The sequence below is a fragment of the Ensifer sp. Root127 genome (assembly GCF_001425225.1).
GTDB lineage: Bacteria > Pseudomonadota > Alphaproteobacteria > Rhizobiales > Rhizobiaceae > Ensifer > Ensifer canadensis.
The window spans coordinates 103261-126002 of sequence record NZ_LMDX01000017.1 but is presented as its reverse complement, the minus strand read 5'-3'; the positions used below and the strand labels follow the sequence as shown (position 1 = coordinate 126002).

34 protein-coding genes, 5 pseudogenes and 1 riboswitch are annotated in these 22742 nt (G+C 57.2%); of the genes and pseudogenes, 24 read left to right on the top strand and 15 right to left on the bottom strand.

Going from position 1 to position 22742, the window contains the following annotated elements:
• Window positions 1-45: 45 nt before the first annotated feature.
• Window positions 46-279 carry a DUF982 domain-containing protein gene (locus tag ASD03_RS19440; RefSeq protein ID WP_057215222.1) on the top strand — a complete coding sequence of 78 codons (234 nt, stop codon included), beginning with the start codon at window positions 46-48 and terminating at the stop codon, window positions 277-279.
• A 213-nt stretch (window positions 280-492) separates the two neighbouring features.
• On the opposite strand, the gene ASD03_RS40620 is transcribed toward ASD03_RS19440, so the two are convergent.
• A complete protein-coding gene (locus ASD03_RS40620) occupies window positions 493-819 on the bottom strand; it encodes a succinoglycan biosynthesis protein exoi (protein ID WP_244494657.1) in 327 nt (108 codons plus the stop codon).
• A 394-nt stretch (window positions 820-1213) separates the two neighbouring features.
• Here ASD03_RS40620 and ASD03_RS19435 point away from each other — a divergent pair, with 394 nt between their 5' ends.
• A complete protein-coding gene (locus ASD03_RS19435) occupies window positions 1214-1462 on the top strand; it encodes a hypothetical protein (protein WP_057215220.1) in 249 nt (82 codons plus the stop codon).
• A gap of 22 nt (window positions 1463-1484) precedes the next feature.
• Here the strand turns inward: ASD03_RS19435 and ASD03_RS39090 are convergent, their stop codons facing one another.
• Entirely contained in the window at window positions 1485-1667 is a 183-nt protein-coding gene (locus tag ASD03_RS39090; protein WP_156407998.1) for a hypothetical protein, read from the bottom strand.
• A 135-nt stretch (window positions 1668-1802) separates the two neighbouring features.
• Here ASD03_RS39090 and ASD03_RS19425 point away from each other — a divergent pair, with 135 nt between their 5' ends.
• From ASD03_RS19425 to ASD03_RS41160, 3 genes are read left to right on the top strand one after another with little or no spacing between them, the layout of a single operon-like run.
• Complete coding sequence (locus ASD03_RS19425; protein ID WP_057215214.1) at window positions 1803-2561, top strand: SOS response-associated peptidase; 759 nt, start codon at window positions 1803-1805, stop codon at window positions 2559-2561.
• Between the two features lie 20 nt (window positions 2562-2581).
• Window positions 2582-3061, top strand: a complete 480-nt coding sequence (locus ASD03_RS19420) for a thermonuclease family protein (protein WP_348523272.1) — start codon at window positions 2582-2584, stop codon at window positions 3059-3061.
• 18 nt (window positions 3062-3079) lie between these two features.
• Window positions 3080-3205: a hypothetical protein gene (locus ASD03_RS41160; RefSeq protein WP_277996351.1), complete on the top strand. Its 126-nt coding sequence runs from the start codon at window positions 3080-3082 to the stop codon at window positions 3203-3205.
• A 27-nt stretch (window positions 3206-3232) separates the two neighbouring features.
• Here ASD03_RS41160 and ASD03_RS40615 read toward each other — a convergent pair.
• Together ASD03_RS40615 and ASD03_RS19415 are read right to left on the bottom strand one after the other, a co-directional pair.
• Window positions 3233-3401: pseudogene (locus ASD03_RS40615) on the bottom strand (IS110 family transposase); the annotation flags it as partial.
• Between the two features lie 389 nt (window positions 3402-3790).
• A complete protein-coding gene (locus ASD03_RS19415; RefSeq protein WP_057215211.1) occupies window positions 3791-4075 on the bottom strand; it encodes a hypothetical protein in 285 nt (94 codons plus the stop codon).
• A 227-nt stretch (window positions 4076-4302) separates the two neighbouring features.
• Between ASD03_RS19415 and ASD03_RS19410 the strand changes: the two genes are divergently transcribed.
• A complete protein-coding gene (locus ASD03_RS19410; protein WP_057215207.1) occupies window positions 4303-4545 on the top strand; it encodes a hypothetical protein in 243 nt (80 codons plus the stop codon).
• 755 nt (window positions 4546-5300) lie between these two features.
• Here the strand turns inward: ASD03_RS19410 and ASD03_RS41155 are convergent.
• Entirely contained in the window at window positions 5301-5432 is a 132-nt protein-coding gene (locus ASD03_RS41155) for a hypothetical protein (RefSeq protein WP_277996349.1), read from the bottom strand.
• Window positions 5433-5627: 195 nt separating this feature from the next.
• Here ASD03_RS41155 and ASD03_RS19395 point away from each other — a divergent pair, with 195 nt between their 5' ends.
• Both ASD03_RS19395 and ASD03_RS41150 read left to right on the top strand, forming a co-directional pair.
• A complete protein-coding gene (locus ASD03_RS19395) occupies window positions 5628-5861 on the top strand; it encodes a hypothetical protein (RefSeq protein WP_025428891.1) in 234 nt (77 codons plus the stop codon).
• A 417-nt stretch (window positions 5862-6278) separates the two neighbouring features.
• Window positions 6279-6404, top strand: coding sequence for a hypothetical protein (locus tag ASD03_RS41150; RefSeq protein ID WP_272953752.1), 126 nt, complete (start codon window positions 6279-6281; stop codon window positions 6402-6404).
• Between the two features lie 727 nt (window positions 6405-7131).
• Here the strand turns inward: ASD03_RS41150 and ASD03_RS19390 are convergent.
• Window positions 7132-7626 carry a ferritin-like domain-containing protein gene (locus tag ASD03_RS19390; protein ID WP_057215198.1) on the bottom strand — a complete coding sequence of 165 codons (495 nt, stop codon included), beginning with the start codon at window positions 7624-7626 and terminating at the stop codon, window positions 7132-7134.
• A 464-nt stretch (window positions 7627-8090) separates the two neighbouring features.
• Between ASD03_RS19390 and ASD03_RS39085 the strand changes: the two genes are divergently transcribed.
• Window positions 8091-8300 (top strand): hypothetical protein, encoded by a 210-nt coding sequence (locus tag ASD03_RS39085; RefSeq protein WP_057215195.1) that lies wholly within the window; start codon window positions 8091-8093, stop codon window positions 8298-8300.
• A gap of 286 nt (window positions 8301-8586) precedes the next feature.
• Here the strand turns inward: ASD03_RS39085 and ASD03_RS19380 are convergent, their stop codons facing one another.
• Window positions 8587-8769, bottom strand: a complete 183-nt coding sequence (locus ASD03_RS19380) for a hypothetical protein (RefSeq protein ID WP_057215192.1) — start codon at window positions 8767-8769, stop codon at window positions 8587-8589.
• Between the two features lie 63 nt (window positions 8770-8832).
• Here ASD03_RS19380 and ASD03_RS40010 point away from each other — a divergent pair, with 63 nt between their 5' ends.
• Window positions 8833-9006, top strand: coding sequence for a hypothetical protein (locus tag ASD03_RS40010; protein ID WP_164474905.1), 174 nt, complete (start codon window positions 8833-8835; stop codon window positions 9004-9006).
• A 21-nt stretch (window positions 9007-9027) separates the two neighbouring features.
• Here the strand turns inward: ASD03_RS40010 and ASD03_RS19370 are convergent.
• Window positions 9028-9517, bottom strand: a pseudogene (locus ASD03_RS19370) (C-5 cytosine-specific DNA methylase); the annotation flags it as partial.
• 614 nt (window positions 9518-10131) lie between these two features.
• Here ASD03_RS19370 and ASD03_RS19360 point away from each other — a divergent pair.
• From ASD03_RS19360 to ASD03_RS19355, 3 genes are all read left to right on the top strand, one after another.
• On the top strand, window positions 10132-10401 hold the full coding sequence (locus ASD03_RS19360; RefSeq protein WP_057215178.1) for a hypothetical protein: 270 nt from the start codon (window positions 10132-10134) through the stop codon (window positions 10399-10401).
• A 55-nt stretch (window positions 10402-10456) separates the two neighbouring features.
• Window positions 10457-10630 (top strand): hypothetical protein, encoded by a 174-nt coding sequence (locus tag ASD03_RS40005; protein ID WP_200957335.1) that lies wholly within the window; start codon window positions 10457-10459, stop codon window positions 10628-10630.
• 95 nt (window positions 10631-10725) lie between these two features.
• Window positions 10726-11151, top strand: coding sequence for a hypothetical protein (locus ASD03_RS19355; RefSeq protein WP_057215175.1), 426 nt, complete (start codon window positions 10726-10728; stop codon window positions 11149-11151).
• Window positions 11152-12164: 1013 nt separating this feature from the next.
• Here ASD03_RS19355 and ASD03_RS37905 read toward each other — a convergent pair.
• On the bottom strand, window positions 12165-12479 hold the full coding sequence (locus ASD03_RS37905; protein WP_082557345.1) for a hypothetical protein: 315 nt from the start codon (window positions 12477-12479) through the stop codon (window positions 12165-12167).
• A 371-nt stretch (window positions 12480-12850) separates the two neighbouring features.
• Between ASD03_RS37905 and ASD03_RS19345 the strand changes: the two genes are divergently transcribed.
• Together ASD03_RS19345 and ASD03_RS19340 are read left to right on the top strand one after the other, a co-directional pair.
• On the top strand, window positions 12851-13057 hold the full coding sequence (locus ASD03_RS19345; RefSeq protein WP_057215170.1) for a hypothetical protein: 207 nt from the start codon (window positions 12851-12853) through the stop codon (window positions 13055-13057).
• A 361-nt stretch (window positions 13058-13418) separates the two neighbouring features.
• Complete coding sequence (locus ASD03_RS19340; RefSeq protein WP_057215166.1) at window positions 13419-13688, top strand: hypothetical protein; 270 nt, start codon at window positions 13419-13421, stop codon at window positions 13686-13688.
• 129 nt (window positions 13689-13817) lie between these two features.
• Here ASD03_RS19340 and ASD03_RS19335 read toward each other — a convergent pair.
• Window positions 13818-15176: pseudogene (locus tag ASD03_RS19335) on the bottom strand (DUF1254 domain-containing protein).
• 103 nt (window positions 15177-15279) lie between these two features.
• Window positions 15280-15433 (bottom strand): annotated as a pseudogene (locus ASD03_RS41320) (glycoside hydrolase family 19 protein); the annotation flags it as partial.
• 157 nt (window positions 15434-15590) lie between these two features.
• Between ASD03_RS41320 and ASD03_RS19330 the strand changes: the two are divergent.
• The 9 genes and pseudogenes from ASD03_RS19330 to ASD03_RS41315 all read left to right on the top strand — a co-directional run.
• Window positions 15591-15842 (top strand): hypothetical protein, encoded by a 252-nt coding sequence (locus ASD03_RS19330; RefSeq protein ID WP_057215163.1) that lies wholly within the window; start codon window positions 15591-15593, stop codon window positions 15840-15842.
• 135 nt (window positions 15843-15977) lie between these two features.
• The gene (locus ASD03_RS19325; RefSeq protein ID WP_057215160.1) at window positions 15978-16235 is read left to right on the top strand and encodes a hypothetical protein; all 258 of its coding nucleotides are present in this window, start codon (window positions 15978-15980) and stop codon (window positions 16233-16235) included.
• A gap of 183 nt (window positions 16236-16418) precedes the next feature.
• On the top strand, window positions 16419-16541 hold the full coding sequence (locus ASD03_RS41145; RefSeq protein WP_277996348.1) for a hypothetical protein: 123 nt from the start codon (window positions 16419-16421) through the stop codon (window positions 16539-16541).
• Window positions 16542-17002: 461 nt separating this feature from the next.
• Window positions 17003-17134, top strand: a riboswitch (TPP riboswitch).
• 231 nt (window positions 17135-17365) lie between these two features.
• Window positions 17366-18352, top strand: coding sequence for a glycine oxidase ThiO (gene thiO / locus ASD03_RS19320; protein ID WP_244494656.1), 987 nt, complete (start codon window positions 17366-17368; stop codon window positions 18350-18352).
• Window positions 18342-18539 carry a sulfur carrier protein ThiS gene (thiS, locus tag ASD03_RS19315; protein WP_057215153.1) on the top strand — a complete coding sequence of 66 codons (198 nt, stop codon included), beginning with the start codon at window positions 18342-18344 and terminating at the stop codon, window positions 18537-18539. The genes thiO and thiS overlap by 11 nt, the downstream gene beginning before the upstream one ends.
• 2 nt (window positions 18540-18541) lie before the next feature.
• Window positions 18542-19315: a thiazole synthase gene (locus tag ASD03_RS19310; protein ID WP_057215150.1), complete on the top strand. Its 774-nt coding sequence runs from the start codon at window positions 18542-18544 to the stop codon at window positions 19313-19315.
• Window positions 19312-19929 (top strand): thiamine phosphate synthase, encoded by a 618-nt coding sequence (locus ASD03_RS19305; RefSeq protein WP_057215147.1) that lies wholly within the window; start codon window positions 19312-19314, stop codon window positions 19927-19929. The genes ASD03_RS19310 and ASD03_RS19305 overlap by 4 nt, the downstream gene beginning before the upstream one ends.
• A gap of 250 nt (window positions 19930-20179) precedes the next feature.
• Window positions 20180-20449 (top strand): hypothetical protein, encoded by a 270-nt coding sequence (locus ASD03_RS19300; RefSeq protein ID WP_025428909.1) that lies wholly within the window; start codon window positions 20180-20182, stop codon window positions 20447-20449.
• 23 nt (window positions 20450-20472) lie between these two features.
• A pseudogene (locus ASD03_RS41315) lies at window positions 20473-20607 on the top strand (hypothetical protein); the annotation flags it as partial.
• A gap of 71 nt (window positions 20608-20678) precedes the next feature.
• On the opposite strand, the gene ASD03_RS41310 reads toward ASD03_RS41315, so the two are convergent.
• The 4 genes from ASD03_RS41310 to ASD03_RS19280 form a co-directional block, all read right to left on the bottom strand.
• Complete coding sequence (locus tag ASD03_RS41310; protein WP_347376826.1) at window positions 20679-20888, bottom strand: hypothetical protein; 210 nt, start codon at window positions 20886-20888, stop codon at window positions 20679-20681.
• 407 nt (window positions 20889-21295) lie between these two features.
• Complete coding sequence (gene trxC / locus ASD03_RS19290) at window positions 21296-21766, bottom strand: thioredoxin TrxC (RefSeq protein ID WP_057215144.1); 471 nt, start codon at window positions 21764-21766, stop codon at window positions 21296-21298.
• On the bottom strand, window positions 21763-22227 hold the full coding sequence (locus ASD03_RS19285; protein WP_057215138.1) for an EF-hand domain-containing protein: 465 nt from the start codon (window positions 22225-22227) through the stop codon (window positions 21763-21765). Before ASD03_RS19285 ends, trxC begins: the two co-directional genes overlap by 4 nt.
• A 116-nt stretch (window positions 22228-22343) precedes the next feature.
• Complete coding sequence (locus ASD03_RS19280) at window positions 22344-22730, bottom strand: DUF302 domain-containing protein (protein WP_057215135.1); 387 nt, start codon at window positions 22728-22730, stop codon at window positions 22344-22346.
• Between the last annotated feature and the right edge of the window lie 12 nt (window positions 22731-22742).

The following is a 22742-nucleotide window of genomic DNA, read 5'->3' as shown; positions in this document are numbered from 1 at the left end:
CTCCCTAATATACGTTTATGGGAAGCCTGCCCAACGGAGGACGCCATGATCACCATCTGGGATGAAAACGTTGAGTTGAAAATAGATGATCGTTTTCACGTCATCAGGAGCGCCCGAGAGGCGGTCGCATTCCTGATGAAATCCTGGCCCGAGACGAAGAGCGCGAATTACGCAACAGCTCGGAAGGCCTGCCTGGATGCGGCCAAGGGAATAGTCCCTAGCGCGGAAGCCAGGGCCGCGTTCGAAGCTGCCGCGAAAGAAGCCGGCATCCTGCGATAAAATTGATGTCGCCCTGCCGATCGGGTGCAGTCGGACAGCGTTGTGCTCCACGCCGGAGCCCAGGCCCTCTCCCACAAGTCCGCTTGGCGGTATTTACGCCGAGCTGCGGCCTTCCTTGCTGCACTTGTAGCTCTGTAGCCGTGAGATGGTTCATGCCCTGGAAACTGCCAAAGGCGTGTCGTTGATCTCTCAACGCGTGGTGACACCTCAGGGCTAACGCCGTGCTTTTCGCCATCCAGCGGCCCGCGCTTCGGCCTCACTGCAGAACCACCGTTCTCCGTAACGCGAATTGATCACGGTCTTTGAATAAAACGTCTGACCTGGCACGTGATAGATCCGCTCGCCGGTATTGATACTGACATTGCCTTTGATAGTGCAACCAGGATCGACCGTCGAAAGGAGCTTCGATGGGTCTGAAATCCACTCCTCGATCGAAGTCACGCCTGCGATGCCTGTGGCGCCTACAAGGACAAGCAGGGCTGGCGCATCTCGTAGCAGTGATCTCCGTCGCTGTGGAACTCTGCGATGCTGATGGCGCATGTCTCCCCCGTGCCATCAAATTCCTAAAGTTAGAGTTGTATAATATATTAGCCATCGATCAAAAAGCAACCGCCCTAAGTTAGGACATTGACTCTTGCGATCACGAGAACATATTAGGAACATCGAGGCGGGAAGGAAGCAGCATGAGTGACGAAATCGGCGCCACCAAGAGAGCGGAAAGCGGCCTGGTCGAGCACCTTGCGAGCATCCTGACTGCACGAAGTGGCGCGCGTTCGGCTATGCCCACGGCAGTGTAGCGCCCAATCGGTATTACTTCGAACACCGGATCGAATAGCCACCGGCCAAGAAGTTCTAATTTCACCGGCGATGCGGCCGCCAACCTAAAACCTACAAGACAAACGCTCCGGGAAGGCACCCCGGACAAGGAGCAACCATGTCCGCCGCTCACCAAACCACCCAGACCGACGATGTCGATCAGACGCCTGACGAACTCGCCTCGGCCCTTGCATGGCATAATGGCGACGCCGAGGCCACCATCCGGACCTTGCTCGCCGACTGCAGACATTTACGCGAACAACTCGCGCTCGCCGAAATTTCGATGAGCTTGGGTTTTACGCGGGGATGGCGCCCGTGCCGCCAGCCGGCTGCCGCAGTTGTAGAGGACGCTAGCGCTTCAGGCTGACCCCATGCCGGAACAGAATGGCCTAACCCGTCGCCAGCGCATGCATACCCTGACAAAGGCCGAGGAAACCGGCCAGATTGTCAAGATCGACTGCATGTATTGCCGCATCACGCATCGCTATCGCTGTCGTGACCTCCTGCAGCTTTGCGGTGACGTCCCGATCGACGAAATTGCTCACCACTTCCGGTGTGAGAAATGCAATCACAAGGATTATCTGCGGGCAGTTTTCGAGTTGCCATGGGCCGCTGACACTGGGAAGCTCCGCATCAGGAAGCTGGTCAGGATCATGACGGTTCGCAAGCCAGTGTGGAAAGACGACGTTTTCTGAGGGGCAAGAACGATGTGCAATCTCTACAACTTGACCACGAACCAGCAGGCGATCCGCGATTTCGTTTCGATCACGCATGACCTAGTCGGCAACCTCGAGCCGTCTGTTGACATCTACCCCGATCGCTTCGCGCCGATCATTCGCAACAACGAGGATCGTCGCGAACTGGCGATGGTGCGCTGGGGTATGCCGTCCTCAAGCCAGGCGCTTTTCGAGGGCGCCAAGAAGCGCGCCGACAAGCTCCGCGCCAAGGGGAAAGAGGTCGACTTCGAGGAACTGGTGAAGATGGAGCCCGATGGCGGGACCACCAACGTTCGTAACACATCCAGCAAGCACTGGAAGCGTTGGCTGGGAGTCGAAAACCGCTGCGTCGTCCCCGTAACCCGCTTTGCCGAACCGGACCCGGCAAGCAAGGTCGAGGGCGGCCGCACTCCAAACGCGTGGTTCGCAAGCACTGCGGACGATCCCTTGATGTTCTTCGCCGGCATTTGGGTGAAGGATTGGACCAGCGTTCGTAAGATCAAGGAAGGGCTCGTCACGCTGGACCTGTACGCCTTCCTGACGACGGAACCGAATGGTGTCGTTGCGCCAATCCATCAAAAGGCGATGCCGGTGCTTCTGACGACGAAGAACGAGGTCGCGACATGGCTTGCGGCTCCGTGGGAAGAAGCGCGCGCCCTTCAGCGCCCCTTGCCCGACGAAATGCTGAAGATCGTACAGGTGGCAGACATGCAAGCGCCCGCCAACACGCAGGAGGCACTACTATTCTGAAGAAATGGATTGTCGGCTTTTTGGCCGCTTTGGTGTGCTGCCATCCAACCGTCGCCGCGGAACTGCTTATCGGGCGCGCATCAGTGATCGATGGAGACACAATCGAGATCGCCGGTAAGCGTGTCAGGCTGCACGGCGTCGATGCGCCTGAAAGCTGGCAAAAGTCCGAGGACGGCGATGGCGCCACGTACCGGTGTGGCAAGGCCGCAGCGGCTGCACTCGATCAATTTCTCGCAGCCTCTCGGCCAACCCGCTGCGAGTTCGTGGAGCATGATCGATACAACCGCCTCGTAAGCGTGTGCTTTCGCGCCGACGGGCGTGACGCCAACCGCTGGCTTGTCCAGAGCGGTAATGCTGTAGATTGGGAGCGGTATAGCAAAGGCGCCTACGCAATTGCGCAGAAAGAGGCGCAGGCTCGAGGTGTCGGCATCTGGCGCGGCAAGTTCCTGTTGCCGTGTGAGGCCCGCGCCGTGCGGTCAAAGCATGAGCGAAACTGTTGATATACCTGAGATGCGCGCATGTCCCGCACCACCGCCTTCATCGCCGAACTCGTTTGGGCCGCGAACCAGTCGCAGCATCTCACTACATTTGAGAAGCGGCGCATGCTGGAACGCGCGGTCGCGACGATACGCGACATGCGCTAGCAAGCCGGCATACCGAGCCAGCTCTGTACCGCAGGCTTCCATGCCAACAAGACATGGTGGAAGGCTTTTGAAGAAGGCCAACACCTCGGCCCGGCGAAGCGTGCGATTGGATAACGGTTCACCATCCGCGTCAGCCCCAGTGAACCTGAAAGACATTCTTGGCAATGTCTGGTCCGATAGTTGCGACATTCTCCATGACCGGTCCTGAACCGCTAGCAGAACGACCCCTTTCTAGCACCAACCTGGCAACAAGTCCTCGACGAACCCTACCGGAAGGGAAGTACCGAGAGCCGCGAAGAGGAGAAGATCAATGACCACTTTCGTTCTGTTGGTTTCGAACGATTGAAGACGTCGCCCTAAAGGAACCCATCCTAGCATGCATGCGGTCGGCGGAGAGCACAACCTAGGACTTAAGTCCGGTCCGCGCAGACAAAGGTCCTAGTTGCATTGCCGAATCTAGATGGTCCTGCCATTGCTGGTTGAGCGCCAACCGCACCATTGGCGCTAGTGATCCCAGAGCGACGCCCCAGCCCCAAGCAAAGCAGCGCTCTGGGATCCCCACTCCTCGTTGCGACACCAACGCGTTTATTCGAGGGCCGAGACGCGGCTGTCGAGCGACTGGCGTTTGCTCTCGACATCGTCGACATCACTCCTGACGCTACTGATCTCACTGGTCAGCTTGAGGATTTCCATCTCGCGGTCCTGAAGGGCGCTCTCTGTCTCGCGCAGCTTCCGCTCAAGGTCGTCGATTTTGGTGTTGAAGGAGTTGATTATGTTGGCGTGCTGATTAATCGCGTCGTTCTGTTCGTTGTGCAGGCACACGAGATACTCCAGCCGATTGTTGAACTTGCTGTCGAAAGGCGTATCCAAAGCCCTCACCGCAGAACGCCTGAGCGTGTGCTGCAGAGCCGAGCAGGACGAGCGTGGCAATAGTCTGGCGCATAATTGATCCCTCATTCGATTCCCCTACAGGCATGAAGCCACGGAAGCGCAAGGCCCGCCGCGTTGATGCGTCGGTTCATCTTTGCTTTATCTTTTTCTTTTTTAGTACTATCTGAAATACCCACACAAATGAAGGTGACTGGGAGAAACCTGCCATGGACAGCGAGCGTTTCGGCAGAGCGTTGTTACAGATGAAGTTTCCAGCCCATCGCGAACAAATAGCCGACCACTCCTGGCCGGCATTTGCGTTGCTATGCGAAGCTTACGGTATGGCCGTCGCGATGCGCGATGAACTTCGCCGTTGCACCGCGGCAGAACCAAGCCTGCTATTAGAATTCGAAACCGTCTGCGTTGAACTTGAAACGGATGCCGTCCAGCTCCTCAGCTGCGGCCGATAACCAGAGATGCTTCACAACAGCATGAAACCGTTGGAACGGGCACATGGGCTATGATTGGGATGGCGCGCGCTGGCGCCTGATGAAAGTGGCGAGATATGGAGCCGCAGTGGCGTTGGCGGGTCTACTGGTCGCGGTCGCGACACAGATTATTCCGAGGGCGCTCTGAGACGCAAACGGCCCCTTCTGATGATCGGCCATTCCTTTCAACAAAGAGAAAGGGGAAGTCGTGCGAGCGAACATAGTCAACCGTTCTCCTGGCCAATGACCGACCTACAAATAGGAGAAGGGGGCCGTCTGAGCGTTCGAATTCACAGACGCTGGCATTTTATGCGTCTCTGCAGGCAAACCCGACCTTTCAATGCCTCGGATTTATGCGCCAGAATTGTGCGAGCACTGGATCGTGATCCAAGTGCTCCTGCCAAGCGGCCTCCGGGACCTGACCGGATCGGTAAGCCTCAACGAGCAAACGCTGATCGTCGGTTAGGTCTGGCTCGTCTTCGACAGGAAGCCAATGGAACAATTCAAAGACTGCCTCGCCGATATCTCTCATGTGGATAGACATTTGACACCTCGATTCACCATCTGGTGGTAAACGCGCGGTGACCTGCGATGTTTCAAAGCTTCGGTCCTTAGGGGTCCCTTCTCCAAGGTGTCAGCTAGGCCAAACAAACGCCGGGCAGCTCAGCAATAATTTCTGCGACGCTCGGCTGCTCGCGCTCGCCAGCCTATATCTTCGCCATAAGCCCCAATGATGCTTATGCCGTCTTCGTCGAGAAGGACGTTCCTGACGTCGTCGCGTGACCAGACCGGGCGGGTACGGCTGTGACATCGTCACTGTAGAACGCGGTCGGAAGGCCGATCAGGTCATGTGTCGCAAACTTCGTCATGTCTTAGCCTCCGATGCCAATCCGGTTGATGATGTTACCGGCGCCGCCGACGGGCCCGCCGGCAGTGGAACGGGTACGAACGTCGAAGCCGTCAAGACCGACGCTGGCAAGCTGCCGGGCTGCTCCAGGTCGACGTCTGGAAATCGCTGGGTGAACGGTTAGAGTGCAGATCTGCACAACAGTTCGGAGTTTCCAATGACTGATTCAAAGCCGGCGATTTTAGACCAGGTCCTGGCCGATTTGATCAGTGACGAAATTGCAAACCGTCATGCAAACGAACTTCGCGCCGTGCTCTCAACTGGTAACGAGATCACTATGCACGGGAAGTTCACGATCGGTCGGGATTTCATCATTTACAGAACTGCGAAGGATGCCAACGGCAGATGGGCGATGACACCCTTTTCCCACATCGTGCAGTTGATTATTTAACGCGCTCGCAAGCAAGAACGTGGTACACTTCGCACGTTGCCATGCGGCGACAGGACACTTCAAACCCGCCCGTACCGCACGGACCGCGGCGCCTCGATTAAGGCGCTTGCGCGTCTCCTTGCCAGAAATGTTCGACCTGACACGGCGACCAATGCTGAACCTGAATTCACAGCGCTCCAACTTTGGAGGAAAGCGCCATGTCAAATCGTCTTGTGCTATCTCTGTTCGTCGTCTCGATGAGCATTCTGCTGGTCTGGGCATTTAGACCTGCAACGACAATGTTCACAGGGTCGTCGCAGACAAATCAGTCTAGTACGCAAACTCAGTGACGCAAATGAAGGCGATAACACTGCCGCAGCGGCTGCAGGTGGTACCGTCGTGCCACGAATTTCTCACATTCTGAGCCTGAAATGAGTGATGAACAAATCCGGCATCATCTTCATCGTGCTGCTGTGCATCCTCATTGGGATCGTGCTTAGCCTCATGGCGTTCAAGGAGGATTTCGGATCAGAGACAGCCCCGACACCACCAATCACCCGTTGAACTGGAAAGGTGGCGCGGTGGTCGCGCCTTAAAGCTTCTCGAAACTGGTAAGGCTATGCCTCGAAAATCTGATGGTTCGCCCAGACACTTCGAGAGATTTCTTCCTCGGTCGCCCATTCGGCTTCGGAATCGTTGAGTAGGGTTAGAAACCCGCTCTTGCCCTCGATTTCTTCTGGCGATCGATAACCCTGCTCTCACTCCTCGCAGTGTCCGTAGACATCTGCGGTTTCGCTCTCGCGAAAGAGAAAGAGCCGGCCGTTACGAGAGCTCGGGCAGTTGCCTGCTTGAAATTGCATCATGGTGCCTCGTGCTTCCGCTACTCACGTTACCGGGGCGGAAAAAGGCGACCGAAGCCGCTGCTCTCATTGGTGCCCCACCAGTTTGTTGACCGTCTGGTGGGGGCCAGAGCTATGGTCGCTCCGACTTTTAGTCTATTGCCGACTAAGCGGCTATCTGGTTGTGAAGGCCCGGGAATTGAACCCGGCTCTTCGCACGCGGCTTACCATTTGCCCTGCCTGCTGAATTTGTTACCGGATTCATACGCCTCTCCGGCAGGAGGCAAAGGTCGCCACTTCCAATCGCGCTGGAACTGAAGGCGACAACACTATCGCATAGACTGCGGTCATTGGGTGGTGGCGCTTGCACGGTCGGGGTCTATCTGCATTTTCCAGCAGCACTACCCGGCAATCTGAATTGGAAAAGGGCGGTCAATGCCGCCCTTGTTTTGCTATGCCGCCTTTGAGCGCGCCGAGGTCTTGTTAATCGACGTGACGGCCAAGTTGGTGAGCTTGTTGTTGGTCGCCTTCTCCTGGTCGAGGATCTCGCTGAGAAGCGTGTGCGCCTCATCATGGCCGAGGTCTTTGGCCCATTCACGAAGCGAACCATAGCGGGCGATCTCGTAGTGCTCAACGGCTTGGCAAGCGGCCAGAAGACCAGCGTCCAGCGCGGTCCCTTCAGCCTCTTTCATCAAACCGTCGGCCTCCTTAATCAGGCCGTCGATGGCGTCGCATTTTTCGCCAGATGCCGTCTTGCCGATTGACTTGAAGACCTGCTCCAACTTCTTGATCTGCTCTTTCGTTTCCGAAAGATGCTCCTCGGTCGCTTTCTTGAGTTCCGCGTTGTTCGCGGCCTTTGCGACCTTTGGAAGCGCCCTAGTGATGGCATTCTCAGCGAAATACACATCCTGCAGCGTGTGTTCGAAAATATCAGCCAGCGATTTCATCAATTCTCTCCTTGGCAAATGAATGCAGGGGAGAAAGCATCCTGCGGCGGAATCGTTCCAGTCGTATGTCTAAAATACCGGACACGCAGACGACGGGCCGCAAGGGGTCCGCAGGAATATCAAGGAAACTAAAGAGCTCGTCTATATGCAACAAAAAAGGCCGGGGCGAAACCGCACCGACCTTCCTCATCATCGCTTACCAACCAGTGCCAGTACATCCGTGGTCAAAAGTCTAAAGCGATGAAGGCATTTGCGAGCGGCGAAACTTTCAGCGCTCATAACCAATGCCTACAACCGGTATATAAGGGGCCAATGTGTTCCAAACAAGTTCGTAACCATTTCGAGGTGTCGCGGGCCGTTGAACCGTGGAAATACGACACCTGCCGTATGTCACTGGTTCGTCGCTAGTCCTAGGCCAAGACTCCCGCATCCTTGACGGGAGGTTGGAACCTAGGAGACTACCAATGAAGTTCGCTATCGCCGGAGTGGCGTCGCTCGCGTTTGCGGGTTCTGCCTTTGCCGCCGTGCCATCGATGTCTGTCGAAAAGAAAGCCGGCGCGAAAGCAACCTACCAGATCGAACTGGCAGGTGGCCCCAGTAGAAGTCGCGGCTCCATCTCCGAGGGCAACTCGAGTGGCCAGAATAGAAGCGGGAAGACCACGTACAGCAAGTGAATTCGACCTCAGCGTCGACCTCGGCCGCCCTTACCTTGAGGATATCCATGATATCGATCGCGAGAGGGCGACCGTCGGCGGCTTTGACGATGCCAGCGACACCAGGCGTCGCCTCGAGTAAAGCGACCAGCACCCTTGCAACGGGTCAGCGAATACTCGGCGAAAAGGCGGGCGTCACCGTTCCCCTTGCCGCAGGGCGGGTTGGTGATGACGGCGTCCGAAATCGCCCAAGACCCATGAGGTTTCAGGAAGTCGAAAATCTCGTCATTCTGGCGATCGTACGTGGCTATGTTAGACGTCTTGACCCACCCGGCTTGCTCTGCCAGAACATCGGCCATGAGGTGGTTTCCTGCTGCCGGAAAACGTCGAGACTATCCACAGGGAAACGCTCGAGAAGCTCGGTGCCCCATGGTTCCGTCTGGTAGAGATCGTTCGCGAGCCGGGCGTAGTTGGATGCAATTACCGTCATGCTTCGTCTCCCTTGCGGAACAAAAACGGCGCGGGATCAGTTGGCCTCCGAAAGGAGTCCACCATGAGCACGATACCTACTGAACCCATCCCGAAGCCCCCTCCAGAACTGCCGCCAGGCCTGCCGCCGGACCTGCCTCAGCCACCGATCGAGGAACCCGAGCCTGACGTCCTTCCCGACGAGATTCCCAACCCGAATCCGGATGAAAATGACAAGCCGCCAAAGCACCTGAAATAGCTTCGTCGGCGTAGGTGATTTTCATGCGGCGCCCCTCTGCACTGCCAGGTACCCGCAATTCGCGGAGACCAGCGCGCACGCGACCGGGGGCGACACGGAGTTGCCGACGCAGTTCACCTGCACGAATTTGGAAAACAAGCGCCAGACCGGCCCCAAGCCATCTTCCTGATAGTCATGGGCACCGGCGAGGACGCAATCCGGTGGGAAGCCCTGTGCGTTGTAGAGTTCCCGCGGCGTCACCATCCGCATGGCGATATCGACGATGACGAAGGTTGCGCCCTTGGCCTCGACCGTGACGAACTCGCGATCGTCCCGAAAGCCCGTGTACCCGCATGAAATTGGCGACCTCGCGAGCCCGCTCAGCCTACCCTGGCGTGAACGGCGGTGCAGTGACGGTCGCCTCGACATGACCTTCTCGGTCCTTCGTGGTGATGGTTCGCATCGGTTCCGTTTCCGACTGGCAGCCACCCGTGCCGTAGTAGGCCTTCATGTACGGCGTCACCGTCTGGGCGTCGACGAGCTTCGTGATGTTTACCTGGTGGCCGTCTTCCTGCTTGCTCAAGCAAATTGGGTCAACGGGTCCGATGATGACATGTGGCGCGACGTGCTGAGGCCTATCGGTGCGGCTGGACTGGCAGGCGCGTTAAGATCGAAGGCGAATCGTTAAATTAGGCAAGCCTTGCAGAAAGAAATGACCGCCCTAACATCTTCTGCAGGAGGATACGCCATGCCGAAAATCGCCGCGCCTAAACATCCGAAATCTCACCCCGAACGTGACCTGCAATGCCAGGAGGCGATCACTGATGAATTCCAGTTCCTGATCGAAAGGATCGAGGCAGCAGGATGGTCGCCCGAAGAGGCCTCATCAGCGTTGATCGAGCTGGCCGAAAACCACTATCTCTCGATCAATGCTGAGGCTGAAATGAGGAATGGCAAAAAAAGGAAACCAATCCNTGATCGAAAGGATCGAGGCAGCAGGATGGTCGCCCGAAGAGGCCTCATCAGCGTTGATCGAGCTGGCCGAAAACCACTATCTCTCGATCAATGCTGAGGCAGAAATGTTTGAGCTTGGCGCCGGCGTCGTGCTGATAGCCCCAAAGCCGCATTGATTGGATGGAGGCTAAAATGCCCGGCACCACATGGCGAAAAGGCGACATGCCGGAGGATGGATCCGTAATCTTTGTCCGCGTCGTGCGCCCCTATCGGTTCAAAATCTACAAATCGAATAGCGAGGAATTTCGACACGGCAAGAAGGGTCGATGGCAGCAAATGAATGAGTTTGGCGGTTGGGACAATTGCGAGCCACCTACCGGCTTCGAATGGTCGATTGAGCTCCGCGATTCAGCGCTTCCCTTTTTGAGTTATGCGGAAAGCCTCCCCAAATCTGGTCGTTGACTCTCTGCCCCAATGAGAACATCTGTAGAACATATTTACTCAAAAGGCATTGAGCATGAGCGACGAAGTTGGCGCTACCAAGAGAACGGAAAGCGGCCTGGTCGAGCACCTTTGCGAGCATCCCGGCTGCACGAATTGGGGCGCGTTCGGCTATGCCTGCGGACAGGCGGCGCCAAACTGGTATTGCTTCGAACACAAGATCGAATGGCCACCGGCCAAGCGATCCTGACCCACGGCGCTAGGCGGGCGCCAATCTCAGACATGAGGCACAACTCACCCCGATCGACGATCGGGCACTGAAGAATGCTATCTGGAGTTCAGCAAGTGACCGACCACGCCAAACTATCCTCATTCATCGCCATCCATCTGGCGGTGATAGACCAATCGACCAAACGCCGCTTCGCAGGAACAGGCGTTTCGCGCCGCCGCGAACAAGACAGCGCCCGCTCAATCGCTGAGGAACTCGTCAGGCATATCCGCATCAACCACCGTATCGAGCGCGCCGGGACTGCGGTCGACGATGCCGAAGTTGTCGCGCTCGTCGCGGCCGAGCTTTGGAAGCTGCCTGAGGCAGTGGCGAAAGACCTCGTCGCAATTGACGCCAACAGGAAAGAGGTCGCCCGTGCAGCCATCGTCAATGCGCTGGTCGAAGCATTGACCCGGAGCTACGAATTCACGTTCCTTCAACCCGAGTATCGGGGCATGGGGCCGTCGATCTACAAGGCGCCCAATGTTGGCCCACGTCGATAGCGCCTGAAAGGCTTGTCTATGGGAAGGAACAATCCTCTTAGAGACGCGTTTTTTCCGGACATGCCACGTGACAGCAGGCAGTCGCCCCGCGGCGCTGTCCCAATCTCTGGGCCCCTTCCCCTGGGGCCTATTCTCAAACACGTCGGCATTATCGGCCAGCTTGCGCAGCCGTTTGAACGACGTATGACGGAGCTTCCCGTCGCTGCCCCATGATGGGTCCACCTTTAATCGTTTGCAGAACGACACCTTTCTAGCGGCATGGTGGCAACACCTTCCCGACGAGGTGTGCCAGCCTGGTTTTATCAAGAGCCGCGTAAAGGAGAAATCAGGGCTGCCCTGCTCGATGCAGCAAATATGATCCGGACGTTGCGGATCATCCTGAATGGGAAGGAATGAAGCTTCCACGTTTGAACAAGAGTCCCCTCCGCCTGAGCTAGTTCGAAAAGGCTAAGGGCAAATCGCTCCCTTTTGAAGTAGATTTAGCATCTTCTAAAATTGGAGAGGATCCCGCAATGCCGAACTATATCGCATGCGCCCTAGCTATCCTCACATACTTTTCGTGTTCCACTGTTCAGACGACCTTCCAGGTCCCAGGACACCCATTTCGCTCGACTGAGAATTGTGTTCGCGAGGCGCCAATTGGCAAGTTCGACCGCAAATGCGACATTCCACTTACCGGCTGGCGGGGCGCCGAAGGTCTCTGGCTGCCGAATGTCCAGAGCGGCCTCTAGGTCGCTAGAGGTCCCAGGGCGCACGCCCCTGTCCCGAGCAAAGCAGCGCTCTGGGATCACCTTGATCGGCACGGCCTGGTGCGATGGTTCGGCACAACTCAGTCGATCGTGGCACTCGGTCGACGCGTGCGTTGTAAACAGTGCAGCAACAACAACGGTAACGTGATCCGGGTGCGAAAACACCGACGGTGATTGTCGACCGCAGCCATGGAACATTGTTGTCGCACCCGAGTTATAAGAGCACCCCAACGTATCAGCTCCAAGGCCCCTCTTCCCCGGGGCCTATTTTTTGAGCTCGAAGACATCAACGTCATCGGCCAGCTCGCGCAGCCCTTTGAACGATGGATGCCGTAACTTCTCGTCGCTGGTGATCTCGGTATAGGTGATCTCGGCGACAAATGCCGGCTCACAGAAAACCGCGTTCTTGCGCTTGAGTGCGACCGGCGGCGCCTTCGCCGGCATGGCTGCCAGTTGCTTGCGCAGGTCGCGGGCCATCTTGTCGGTAAGATCTGTGCCGACGCCGCCGACATAGACCAGCTCGTCGCCTCGTCTCGCCGCGCAAGCAACCGCGAAATCGCACCGGCCACCTTCGTCGATGGCTCAAATCCAACGACGACAAAGCCATCGCTTTGATTACACTTCAGCTTGACCCAATCGCCGTTGTGAAGCAGGCTCCTTGGTCGAGAACCGTGGTCGGGTACTTTAACCATGACCATAAGGCACACACGCCGAACAGAGTCACGATACATTAGCAATCGGAACAATGCCCTGCCGCACGCGTTTTTGAGTGCATAAGCGTTGGTGTATTGTGGAGGCAACCCAACGTGGGCTCCGGACGGTCTGGCTACCCCCAAAGACCGTCTGGATCTCCTTCCACGATTCCCAATGTAATACCCCAGCAACGGCGCATACTCTATGCGGGGCAAACGTCGGCCCTGTTCTCCCCTGGGCCGGCTGGGATTAGGGCTATGGGTAAAGCGGTTGGATCTCGCACAGAGATTATAACGCCTGACGACTTCAAGCAGATCGAAAGTGTCTTCCGGGAAATGGTCCAGGAAAGGCACCTCGCCTTTGATAGCGATGATGCCGTTACGCTCGCGGCGCACCTGATCAGCCTTTTTCAAAGCGGCATCCACGACCACGATGCGCTCAAGCAAATGGCTGGTTATTTGTGAGGGTGGCTGCCTGACCCAGCGAGACAATTGGAAAAGAGCGGCCTTCTTTTGTAGCTTGGGGCTCTGTGGCGGGAAGGCCGTCTATAATATCAGCAATGGCTAAATATAGAACCAAATCCGATGATTGGCGAGAACAATTCGCATTTAAGGAAAGGAGCAGCTAAGGAGTCGTCTCGTTTCCGCTTTCGTTGCTGCGGCGCCTTTTATCAGGGCCGCTTCTCTGTGGGCTCTGAGCCGGAGGCCCCACTACCAGCAGCAGTTCGACGCACGCAATCTCAACTTTTGCTCACTTGGAGCCAATTAAAGATTTCGCTATCTTTCTCTCTTCGGTGAAGGCGGTAGCTTAAGAAGGGAGGTCTAAATGGCTATTCACTTTGACCAGTCAGGTTTTGAACTCGCACCCGAACAGCTCGATACACTTCAAAGGATATTCGATCGCATTTGCTTCGAAACGAGGATCCCGCGCCAAGACATCCGCGCTGGCCGCCTCGCAAAATTCCTGATGGATGAATTTAGGTTCGGCAATACGGATGAGTTGGCATTGACCGAATGCGGTCGCTGGTTCTGTAGGCGGACGAGCCCAACACGTCGAGATCAGAGCGAACAGCAACCGACCAGGATGCTGCACTAAGCGATGTGAATGATCAACACCGCAGAGTGACGCGCTGCCCCACTCTCGGCCCTCGACTGGGATCGCACTACGCCAAGTATACTCCGGTCAGCGTGGCCGCGAAACGGCCACGCCGTATGCTTATGCCTGTTAATTCGTCTTCGTTGCAGGCGGTAGGACCCACGATCCGTCGAGGATTGACGGATTTCCTTCTTTTGGCCAATACAACCGCATCATCAGAATGAACTTACCCTTCGGGGCAGGTAGCCAGTTCGACTCTTTGTCTGCGCCTGGAGACTCATGCTGGATGTAGATATCGGTCGATCCGTCAGCATTGGCTTTGAGGTCCTGGCGGGGGCTGATTGAATAGCGGTTCAGCGGGTTATCCACGAAGAAGTATCCCGCGTCATACATCGTGATCGACCAGAACCCGTTTGCCGGCGGCAGCTGTCCCTTGGCAAAATTGATCACATAGCTTTCCGAACCGTTATAGTCGCGAGCAAACAGGCCATCGCCGGACTTCGTACTCGTCGGATAAACCGCATCCTGTGGGCGATTGGCACCAAGCCCGATGGCGGTGATCAGGGCGCGCTGCACATAGTCCGTGCCATAGAGACCCGTTTTCGTCGTGTATGCCCACCCGTTGATGTCGTTGATATCGCCACCACTATCCTTGAAGTGCAACATAATCCGCGCGAACGCGATCTGTGGAAGTCGCTTCTGAAGGACGACGTCGAGTTTGCTCTCGTCGAAGTCCTTACCGGGAACGATCCCGATGGTGGCCAACCGCTCCAACAATGGGGCATCGGCTGCAGCGGGTGGATTAGTCTTCAGCAGGTCGCAGAATAGTTTGAAGTAGGCGACAGCATCCAACGCATTGACCTGCTCACGAACGGCGGTCTTCATGTCGACAGTCGGGTCGGGGTTGCCGGCAGGTGGGGTGTAGTTGGTTCCGTAGCCACTCAGGGGAACGAGCTTCACGTCATCCTGAAGCTTGTGGACTTCGGCATAGTCCTCAGGCGTTCCGGTGCAATAGATACGTCCGAGGAGCCACACCATGCTTGTCGGTGATTTGTACTCGGTCATCCCTTCAGGCAGGGTCCCGGTCCACCCAGGTCCGGTGATCGCATATGTCTGCGCGCCCTTTCCTGTTGTTCTCTTTCCGGGCACTTCAAAGACGTTGGTCCAGCCGTCAAGCATTGGGAAAAGCGCGTAGCGATCGCCCAGATCTGGAAGACTCAAGACATAGGGTTCCTTGGCGATATCGAAGAAACTATAGGTGTAGAGAGTATCTGCGTTGGGAGCCGTCACGTCGCGGAAAGACGCATCCGGATAGGCGCGCAGTCGACCAATCTGGCCCATCGGCGCCTTGGTACCTTTGGGTTCGGCCACGTTTGTGATCACTTGTCAAGCGAAGTGAAGATTTGACCCCTCCTATTGCCTCACCGAGGAATGTTACCGAGCACTGCCGACAGCCACTCCCGACGACCCGACGCAGGCCGTCCACAATTGCTGGCGCCGAAATCCCACAGGCCGTCAGGACAAGTGTCGTAGTCAGAGCGAGCATCGCCCGCCGCCGTTGATACTTCGTGATCGTCTCGACGTCGGCCTATCGGTTGAGGTCGCGCATCTGCCAATAAAATATAGGCACCAGTCCTTCCCATGGATCGCGGTTGACTGCATCCGGATCGGCGACGAAGTCGGGGCAGAAGACCTTCCTTGCGGTAACATTCACGAAATCGGCGATAGTTGTCCTTACTGGTCAGAACAAATTTGCTGCACAGATATGGCGCTCATTGGGACTTTCCTTTTTACTAGTGAGTTGGACAATTACCGACCGGGCGTTGCATCGTGAACCACTCAAAACGGGGAACTCAAATGGATGCGGAACGGCGACCTACCGAGGAGAAATGGTCGAACTGCATGCGCACGTTTATTACCGTGGCTCTCATCGCCTCGGGCGCGCCCGCTCAGGCGGACACGACGGTGTGTTTGGGAAATGCGTGTACTGTCACTTCCAGGGACGGCACCAACCATGAAAGGTCTTTGAGCGACATCAATGAAGAAGCGAGAAAAGAATCGCTTGAGAACATTCGCGACATTGATTGCAGTGTTGCAGATGATGCCTCCACATGCCTGAGAGCAAAGCTCACGCTGCAGCGCCTGTTCTACTAGACGCCATGCTCCTTGACGCCTTCCCACCGTTAGACGAGCGCGAGGCCCGCCGCATTGATGCGTCGGTTCGTGTTCATGTTGCTACTTTCTGTTTTGTCGGAGAAAATCCCTCCGAGCCGGCAGGCTGGGAGCGCAATGGACTTTGAAAAGATCGGGCGGGGCCGCATGATGATGCGGCTGCCAAGGCACCGGAGACAGATCTCCGATGCCAACTTCCTCGCGATGACCCATTTGCTTGAGGCTTACGGCGAGGCAGCAATGAAGCGCGACAAGCTACGCGAACAACTGACGCCCGAGCACACGATGCTCGAGGAGTATGAAACGCTCTGTCAGACCCTTGAGGACGACATCATCAAGGTACTCGCCAGCGTTAGCCCGCGTATCGTGCGCTGACACCCAGTTCATTATGGCAGTAAATTCTTAGAGGCGAAAAGGTGCCTCTGTGCGCCAACCAGAAATTAACGGGCAGAACGCACGCTCTCGTTCGTTGCCGTCGCCCTCCTGTACCCCGCCGGTAACTCGGAACCGTAATCCAGCCCCCATGGATTGCGGTTCTTTCGCGTGACGGAGCATCTGATGAGCTATGATTGGGATGGCGCGCGCTGGCGCCGTATGAAGGTGGCGAGATTTGGAACCGCCGTGGCGTTGGCGGGTCTACTGGTCGGAGTCGCAACGCAGGTCGTGACCAGGGCGCTCTAGGCGGTTGGCTGCTCTAACGCCGAACTCGAATAACCCAATCGGCGAGCAGCTGCGACGGATTGATCGGCAGTACAGGCGGAATGACGATTGGTCCGGGCGCGATGTCGCCATCGGCGTAAGCATTCCAGCACCAGTCGCCGACTCAATATGACGTTCCGACTTGAAATTGCGGCGGTGGACACGCATGAAATCATCGCCAACGGTGAACCGGACTTCAGCAATGCCTGGCGTTCACAAGTCATTTTCCGCGTAGGCCGCTAAATTGACCTTTCCGGCGAATGAACCGTCGCGATGATCGTTGCAGGCGAAATGAATCGTGGCGTGCTTCTTCACGCTTCACCTCCCTCCTCACGGCGCGATACGCATTAAGATATGCTCTATGGCATGTGGATGACGTTTTTGCCCCGTTGGGAATGAACTAACAACGCTTGACAAAGCACGGCATTGGCCGTTCAACTCGGCTCATTCACCAGGGGGGTCCCGACAAGGGGCTGAGATATTGCTGGGCGGATCGGCTCTTTCGACCGCAGCGCAATGACCCGTTGAACCTGATCCAGTTCATGCTGGCGTAGGGACGGTGGGAACCACGGCATTTGCGACAGCTCCTTTGCTATCGCGTGGACGTGTCTCTATCTTTCCAGCTCCAAGATCTGGGTCTCCAAACGTCAAGGTTGGAGCCAGCCAATGGTTTTTTCAGATGTCGTACACGAGCCAAACCGCGGGCATAGACGGCAACACCTACGCCCGCTAGCAGAGCGGCGCATGGGTGAATGGCCCTACAGCGCCAACCAAGTATCTGCTCGAGCGGCTGCCGAATGAATCCGGTGGTCATTAAAGGAGCGGGTGTCGTCGGTCTTGTCACTGCCTACGAGCTGGCACGACGCGGCATTGAGGTCGACGTCGTCGAACAATCAGAACGGATTGGCGCCGGGGCATCCTGGTTTGCCGGAGGCATGCTGGCACCCTGGTGTGAGCGCGAATGTGCCGACGAGAAGGTCGAACGCGTCGGCGCGACAGCTATTGAGTGGTGGCAGACGGCGCTGCCCGACAAAGTCGCGCAAGAGGGGACACTCGTCGTCGCCGCCGCACGTGACACACGCGAACTCGATCGCTTCGCGACACGAACCACAGGGTACAGGTGGCTTGATGCAGATCAGATAGCCAAATTGGAACCGGATCTCGCCGGCCGTTTCTCTCGTGCACTCTACTTTCCGAGGGAAGCGCATCTCGATCCGAGAGAGGCGCTGTCTTCGCTCCGTGACACATTAGAGGCCATGGGCGTGCGTTTTCACTTCGGCCAGATGACGGATGCGACCGTCGATCGCCGTGTCGATTGGCGCATCGATTGCACCGGCAGTGCCAGGCTCCCGGATGACGCGGCACTGCGGGGCGTGCGTGGTGAGATGCTCTATCTGCGCACCGGCGACATTCAGCTGTCGCGTCCAGTGCGCTTCCTGCATCCACGACACCCCATCTATGTCGTTCCACGCCGCCAGGGCGTCTTCATGGTCGGGGCAACAATGATAGAGAGCGAATTGTCCGGTCCCATCACTGCACGGTCGCTGATGGAGCTCTTAAACGCAGCCTACGCCCTGCACCCGGCCTTCGGCGAAGCGCAGATCACCGAAACCGGAACTGGCATTCGCCCCGCCTACCCCAACAATCTGCCGAGGATCACCAGAAGCGGTTCGATCTATTCCGTGAACGGGATGTATCGACACGGTTTCCTGCTCTCGCCTGCCCTTGCGCACGACGTTGCCGAACTTCTGCTCAACCCGGACCACAGATCGGAGTTCTATGATGAACCTTAACATTAATGGCGACGAGCACGAGATCGCCTGCTCGACGCTCGCCGAACTGATGGCAGCACTTGACTATGAAGGAAGCTGGCTGGCGACCGCTGTCAACGGCGAACTCGTTCACGCGGCCGACCGCGATCGATGGCGCTTACGCGACCATGATCGCATCGAAATTCTCTCGCCGATGAAAGGTGGCTGACCATGCTGCAAGTCTACGACACGGAAATTACCTCTCGACTGCTCCTGGGCACAGCGGGCTATCCATCTCCAGCCGTGCTTTCGGACGCCGTGCGGGCCTCAGGGACACAAATCATCACGGTCTCCTTGAGGAGAGAGACGGCCGGCGGCAAAGCGGGAGGTGCGTTTTTCGAACTGATCCGCGAGCTTGGGACGAAAATACTGCCGAACACCGCCGGCTGCCACACCGCCAAGGAGGCGGTGCTCACTGCCAAGATGGCGCGCGAGGTTTTTAAGACGAACTGGATCAAGCTCGAAGTGATCGGCAATCACGACACATTGCAGCCGGATGTGTTCGCGCTGGTCGAAGCCGCACGGATCCTTTCGAACGAAGGCTTCGAGGTCTTTCCCTATACGACCGACGATCTAGTCGTTGCCGAGCGCCTGCTGGAGGCTGACTGCCGCGTGTTGATGCCCTGGTGTGCTCCGATCGGCAGTGCCATGGGGCCGCAAAACCTGTCCGCCTTGAGGTCGATGCGCGCACACTTCCCGGACGTGCCTCTGATTGTCGATGCGGGCATCGGCCGCCCTTCGCATGCAACGACGGTGATGGAGCTCGGTTTCGATGCCGTGCTCCTGAATACGGCGGTGGCCGGTGCCGGAAATCCGGCCGTGATGGCATCGGGCTTTGCCAAGGCGATCGCGGCCGGGCGGCTGGCTTTTGAAGCCGGCATGCTCGAACCGAGAGACATGGCAGTCCCCTCCACCCCGTTGATCGGAAAGGCGGTCTTCTCATGAAGCTCGATCCCTTTTACCTCATTGTCGGCAGCGCGCATTGGGTCGAGCGCCTCGTTCCAATAGGAGTCAGGCTGGTCCAGCTTCGCATCAAGGAAAGACCCGATAGCGAGGTTCGTAGCGATATCCGCATCGCCAGAACCATATGCGACAGACACGGTTGCCAACTTGTCGTCAACGACCATTGGCGCGTGGCGATCGACGAAGGCTGCGATTTCGTTCATCTCGGTCAGGAAGATCTGGCGCAAGCTGACGTGGCCGCGATCCGTGGGGCCGGACTGAAGCTGGGAATCAGCACACATGACGAGGCCGAACTCGATATGGCGCTCTCCGTCGCGCCCGACTATGTCGCGTTGGGACCGGTCTATCCGACTGTTCTCAAGAAGATGAAGTGGGCGCCGCAGGGGCTTGCCCGCCTCACCACATGGAGGAAGAAAATCGGATCGACCCCGCTGGTTGCGATCGGTGGACTGAACATTGAACGCATTGATGGCGTCCTCACCCATGGCGCGGATTGTGCCGCGGTCGTGACCGACATTACACGTAGCCAGGATCCCGAGGGCCGAACAGGACAATGGATCGCTGCAACCTCACGATGGCGCACTGCGCCAGCTTGACGAGATCTTCGTTTCCCGGTCCACGCCCACGCCGAGTACCGTCCCCGGATGAGCCTCGCCCTCAGACAAGCCGCAACATCGGAAAATCGGCCGAATACAGATGCCTCGAAGAATTTCTCGAGGCTGAACATCAGTTTGTCAGAATTATCGCAGTCATTCGCTAACGTGTGACGGCGTCCTCACCGGCGATCCTTTTTTCGCAAGCATCGTCGAGGTATATAAAAACCTGAAGGTTCTGTGGTCGAGGAAGATGTCCATTGTTGCAGTAAAGGTTTTGTCGACTGTCAACGCCCCTTATGGGACGAAGCTTTCGGCTGAGCAATTGGCATCCAAGATTTCCGATCCTGCCAGCGCAGTCAATTTCGATGCGTCGGCGTTCTCTTTTTTTTCCGAGGTAGACGAGAACCTTCAGATCTCGTTCCTTGGCGAAATGCACGTTGATCCGGCGATCGCTTCCGACTTAGCACGGAAGTTCTCGGCACTTGCCGGTTACCCGCTACCTTTGGCGCGGGCGGCATAATTGGTCGAACACCCAGCCAGCAGATGGGGGACCTGTTTGACCACGCTGGCTGCATTATCGATCAGGCAAGCTCCCAACTCACATTGATCGACAATTGGACTTTTGGAGGCGGTACCGCCCTGATGCTCCAGATCGATCATCGCGAGAGCTTTGATGTCGACATCTTCATCGATGATCCGCAGCTTCTGCCATACCTGAACCCAGAGACACAAGGCTACGCGCTCGATATCTACCCTGACGGCTGTGGGTCCGGTGGATCAAGAGCGTTGGAGATCATCTTCGAACAAGCTGGCGAGATCGACTTTATCTGCGCGCCCAACAACGCCATCACCACTGGCCCGAGCAAAAACTCCCCTCGCCGCGCCTTTGCGGTCAGATAGCACAGATCACCGCCGGCCGAGTTGATGAGACCTGCACTTTCAAAAATGTAGGTCCTCATTGCGGCGGCGTTTTCCAGCCCCATCGTCTCACAAGCATCCTTTTAGGGCGGACAAGTCCAAAGGTCTCTTCCGATGCAGGCTCGCGCGGAGCTGATGATCTTGACGGCCGGGCATCGCCGTGAAACTGGCTCCGTGCGCGCGATGTGCCCATGCTGGCCATGCCGCACGATCAGAAGAGGATGAGCGTACCAGGCGGCGGCCGCCAAAGCGGCCAAAGCCCGTTCGCGCGGCTTGACCGGCTAAAAGGGTCGCCGAAAGAGGTTCAGCGCAAGCGCCGGCCGCAGGCCGGGAACCGGGAACGACTACCCCCGGCAAGCCGCTCCACTTTGTCGAGGCCTTCATCCTTCGCGACCGGACGACGCCGCCCCGGCGGAACCGATGACCCAGCGATACCCATGGTGTCGCTTTACTGTACTCCACGGAGATGAGTGCGTGTCCAGTCGACGATCTGGCCCGCGCTCATTGCTCCGGACACCCGGGCAAGCTCACGGCCCCCGGAGAACAGGATCAAGGTTGGGATCCCCCGGATGCCAAGCGTTGACGCAATCTCCTGATTGGCTTCCGAATTGAGCTTCACAAGACGTATTTCGGGCTCGAGGATTCTGGCGGCCTCCTGATATGCAGGGGCCATCATCCGGCAGGGGCCGCACCATGGAGCCCAGAGATCAATCAGGACGGGGATGTCACTCCGACTGGTTTGTCTGCGAAACATCTCTGCGTCAGCGTCAATCGGATGGCCGTTGAAGAGTGCCCGGCGACAGGTCCCACACTTGGCTGTGACGGCGGTGCGGCCCGCGGCCAGCCGGTTTACAGCCGCGCAGTTAGGACATCGACGTGTTTTACCATTGTCAACCAACGTGCCTTGTCGATGGATCATCCCCGCCGTTGGGCGCGAAATTCCCACGGTGTAACCCGCCCGTCCGTATCAGCCGCTTCGAAGCGAGCCTTACCGGCCGTCAAGAACTCGGCCTTGCTGACCTTTCCACTCTTATCCGTGTCGATTTTGGTGAAACTGGCCTTCTTTCGTTCCTGCATGGCCTTTTGCCGCGCTTCATTGAAGCCTTGGCCTGGGCCCATGCGCACACTCATATATTCATCTTCTGTTAGTTCGCCGTCATCGTCACCGTCCATCGCGGCGAAGATCGTTTCGACCTGGTCGGCGGCTTCATCGTCACTGATGACGCCGTCATCGTTCGTGTCGATCGTTCCTATTCGCTCCATCATCATCCCTGGGCCGTAGCCATGCCACCGCCCCCATCTCGCACCATAGTCGTCAGCCAATGCTTGTCCCGAGAAAAAGCCAAGCGCGATCAATGCGATGCCAGAAACCTTGAACATTATGAGTGCTCCTTTTGAAGACAAAAGAAGGCTAGCTTATCGTACGGCGTCGGACATTGAGCGAGGTCAACAGACGGGGCAATGAATTGCGGTTCGCCCCTACGGCGCGCCCGCGCTCAGAGGCCGTCGATGACCTTCTCCAGCATCGATCGCACCTGCTTTGCCGTCACCAGTAGCTCGGGATTGTCGATCGCCTGCATAGAGGCGACGGGATCGATCGCCGCAACTTCGGTCTTGCCTGGCCCAGCATCCTGCACGATGACATTGCAAGGCAGCATCGTCCCGACCTTGTCCTCGATCTTCAAGGCCTCATACGCCATGTGCGGATTGCAGGCGCCGAGAATCCTATAGGATCGGAAGTCTGCGTTGATCTTCTTTTTCAGCGTCTCCTTCACGTCGATTTCCGTGATGATGCCGAAGCCGGAATTCTTCAGTGCTTCGGTCGTTCTCTGCACGGCCTCATCGAAGCCACAGGTAAGCGTCTTGGCGAAATAGTAGCTCATCGGCATCTCCTT